The 3801-nt window shown below is 36.1% G+C and carries 4 protein-coding genes; 1 reads left to right on the forward strand and 3 read right to left on the reverse strand.

The genetic code is table 11. From position 1 onward, the window contains the following. Positions 1-17: 17 nt before the first annotated feature. From A3SG_RS0117880 to A3SG_RS0117890, 3 genes are read right to left on the reverse strand one after another with little or no spacing between them, the layout of a single operon-like run. Entirely contained in the window at positions 18-215 is a 198-nt protein-coding gene (locus A3SG_RS0117880; protein WP_016991361.1) for a hypothetical protein, read from the reverse strand. Positions 216-253: 38 nt separating this feature from the next. Next, a complete protein-coding gene (locus A3SG_RS0117885; RefSeq protein ID WP_016991362.1) occupies positions 254-853 on the reverse strand; it encodes a 5-formyltetrahydrofolate cyclo-ligase in 600 nt (199 codons plus the stop codon). Beyond that, a complete protein-coding gene (locus A3SG_RS0117890; protein WP_016991363.1) occupies positions 843-1817 on the reverse strand; it encodes a succinylglutamate desuccinylase/aspartoacylase family protein in 975 nt (324 codons plus the stop codon). The genes A3SG_RS0117885 and A3SG_RS0117890 overlap by 11 nt, the downstream gene beginning before the upstream one ends. A gap of 138 nt (positions 1818-1955) precedes the next feature. Here A3SG_RS0117890 and uvrC point away from each other — a divergent pair, with 138 nt between their 5' ends. Further along, entirely contained in the window at positions 1956-3755 is a 1800-nt protein-coding gene (gene uvrC / locus A3SG_RS0117895) for an excinuclease ABC subunit UvrC (RefSeq protein WP_016991364.1), read from the forward strand. The last annotated feature ends 46 nt before the right edge of the window (positions 3756-3801 follow it).

Raw genomic sequence — 3801 nt, forward strand, 5'->3', positions numbered from 1 at the left:
CTGAATTGGTCTTTTTTTTATCTTTTATTATGCCCTGGGGCATAATGCTTGGCACTTTTATCTTTATGGATTTTTTTTGCATGTCCTGGAGGAATCCTTTTTGCCTTATAATTAGAGCGGTGTGTTGTTGTCATGACACTGCAACTTGACAAGGATACGGTAAACAGAATAACCAAAAGGGTTACTGCAAATTTTGAAGCTTTAATAACTTTCATGATTTAAAATACTTTTTAGGATGCGAAATTAGGTTTTATTATTCGAACTTATAGCAGTTTTTTGGAGTGATACAGTAATTCATTCGGATGTCATGTTCATAAATATCAATAATCGACTCTTCAGCTTCAAAGAAGGAAAGTCCAATCTTAATGGTTTCCTGTCTGCACTCCGCTAAGAAAGTATCATAAAATCCTTTGCCGTACCCTACGCGATGCCCTAGTTTATCGTAAGCCAATAACGGTACAAAAACAACTTCAATTTTAGTCGAAGGAACTTCGAGACCGTTAACAGGTTCTGGAATGTTATACTTGTTTTTTTCGATTTTTGTATTGTCTGTCAGAAGAAAATGAGTCATCTTTCGAGTTTGCTTCTCATGCGCGCTATCGTTCGGGCCAAAATCAGATTTAGAAACAATGATTTCTTTGTCTTTTCCAGAGAGTAAGTGCAAGATTAACTCGGTGTCTACTTCTTTTTGTTCCGTAATGGGAAGAAAAACATGGAAATACGTATTTTCCCAAATAGGTAAGGCAAGCAGCTGATTGGCAATAGCCAAACTCATAGTTTCTATATCATTTTTAGAAAGTTGAGTTCTTAACGCTTTATATTTGGAGCGTAACTCCTTTTTGTTACTTTCCATCTCCAATAGTTTTTGAGATGTGGTAAACTGCATCTCCCTGATATACAATAGGAGAAAGGTTAGCATTAATTATGTAGCCATCGTTAGGAGCGTTTACTTTTTGTTCAAACTCTCCAAACGGGTCCGTAATGATAGCAAGAAGGGTGCCTTTATGGACATAACGACCTATACATCCATTGTCATGTAATAAACCAGAACATTGTGCTCGTATCCAAGACGACTTTTCAAGATAAATGGTTTCCGTCTCTGGTTTTTCAATAGTGTGTTTTGAATCTAACATATTAAGATGGTTTAAAAGACGTTTTACACCTTGCACACCAGCGTTTGATACAGATTCATCAATGTCAAGCGATTTTCCTCCTTCAAAAAGTAACATTTTGACGTTCAATTTATGGCTCGCATTCCTGAATGAACCCGCAACATTTTTAGAGAATAAAGTGAATGGGGCATTAAAGACATTAGCTAATGTTCTTAATTCCGGATTGTTTGGTGCGAGTCGAATCTGCGGTGCATTAAACCGGCTGGCTCCGCCGGCATGAAAATCAACTGCGTAATCAACCAATGGTAAAATGTCAGTAAGCATGTGATAGGCGAAGCGACTAGCGAGAGAACCATTTTTACTCCCTGGAAAAACGCGATTCAAGTCTCTGCCATCTGGAAACTTTCTACTTTTGTTTAAAAAACCAAACATGTTAATGACGGGAATACAAATAATGGTTCCTCTTTTAGGTTTATTAATTTTTTTAGTGATCAGTTGACGGACAATCTCAACGCCATTAATTTCATCACCATGAATTCCTGCTGAAAAAAGAACAACAGGACCATCGATTTTAGAACGTCGGACTATTATTGGGATTTTAAGTTCTGCTGTGTTGTGTAATTTAGCAATTTCCATATCTATCGTTTTGCTTTCGCCTGGCAAAATGGATTCTCCTAAAATGATTATGGGTTTTATATTTTTCATGATGTATTAAAAAATCAAAATTAGAGATTATTATTTGTAATTCGTAAATTTGGCCTCAAATAGATAAATAAATTCAAAGTAATAAGAATGATATGCATCTCGCTAAATCAAGACGTATCTTTGTGAAATAACATTATAATGCAAAATCCAACTTTAGCACTTCAAATACAAACTTTACCTGATGGTCCTGGCGTATATCAATATTATGATAAGGATGGAAAAATCTTGTATGTGGGGAAAGCCAAGAATCTAAAAAAGCGAGTTTCCTCCTATTTCAATAAAATTCATGATACTGCCAAAACGAATGTATTGGTAAAAAAGATTGTAACTATAAAGCACATTGTAGTTCCGACAGAAACAGACGCACTATTGTTAGAAAACAATCTTATAAAAACCTTGCAGCCGCGCTACAATGTATTGTTGCGTGATGACAAAAGCTATCCGTGGTTGTGCATAAAAAAAGAGCCTTTTGCCCGCATTTTTGCCACTAGGAGAATGGTGAAGGACGGCTCGGAATACTTTGGTCCCTACACTAGTTTTAAAACCGTCAATACAATCTTAGAGCTAATAAAAGAACTTTATCCATTGAGAACATGTAATTATGATTTAAGTAATTCGAACATCGAAAGCGGGAAGTTTAAGGTTTGCCTCGAATATCATATTGGGAATTGCAAAGGACCTTGTGAGGGGTATGAATCTTTGGAGAATTATCAAAAGCAAGTGGATGCCATTCGAGAAATACTGAAAGGAAATTTCAAAGAAAGCATGAAAGACTTCAAAAGAGTAATGATGGAATTAGCTCAGAATATGCATTTTGAAGAAGCGCAGAAGATAAAGGAGAAAATCGAAGTGCTGGAGAATTATCAATCTCGCTCCACTATTGTAAATCCAAAAATCACTAATATCGATGTGTTCTCCATCGTTTCTGATGAAAGTGCCGCGTATGTGAATTTTTTACAAATTTCACATGGTTCGATTATTCGCTCTCATACCATGGAAATTAAGAAGAAGCTGGAGGAAACGGATGCGGAATTGTTAGAATTAGCCATCATAGAACTACGGGAACGTTTCCAATTGTTGTCTAGGGAAGTTATTGTTCCGTTTCCGGTTGACTTGGGTGAACACTTAAAAGTGACAGTCCCGCAGCTGGGTGATAAAAAGCAAATTTTGGACCTTTCTGTTCGAAATGCGAAGTTTTATAGAATCGAGCAATTGAAGCAACTGCAAATTGTAGACCCAGACCGACATACTAATAGAATCATGGCACAAATGAAAAAAGACCTGCGATTGTCATTTGAACCTCGACATATTGAATGTTTTGACAATTCAAATATTCAGGGGACAAATCCAGTTGCTGCCTGTGTCGTTTTTAAGGACGGCAAGCCAAGTAAGAAAGATTATCGTCATTTTAATATAAAAACGGTTGAAGGACCGGATGATTTTGCCTCAATGACTGAAGTGGTGTATCGACGGTATAAAAGACTTTTAGATGAGAATCAATCTTTGCCACAGTTGATAATTATTGACGGGGGAAAAGGACAATTATCAGCAGCGCTTAAAAGTATTGATGATTTGGGTTTGAGAGGAAAAATCGCAATAATAGGTATAGCTAAGAGGCTGGAAGAATTATTTTATCCCGGAGATTCAGTTCCGTTATATTTAGATAAAAAATCAGAAACCTTGAAAGTAATTCAGCAATTGCGAAATGAAGCGCATCGATTTGGAATCACACATCACAGAGACCAAAGGAGTAAAGCAGCTTTAAATTCGTCGATAGAATCTATTCCGGGGATTGGCGAAAAAACTATGTTAGCGTTAATACAACATTTTAAAAGTGTTAAGAGATTGAAATTAGCGACAGAAAAAGAGATTTCTGATGTGATAGGTATTTCAAAAGCCAAAAAAATTGTCGACTTTTACAAAATAGTAACTGAATGACTTTAAGGAGAATATTAATTAAATAAACGGTATTACCATTAAAACC

Origin of the sequence: Flavobacterium sp. ACAM 123, assembly GCF_000264055.1 — a bacterium.
Lineage (GTDB): Bacteria > Bacteroidota > Bacteroidia > Flavobacteriales > Flavobacteriaceae > Flavobacterium.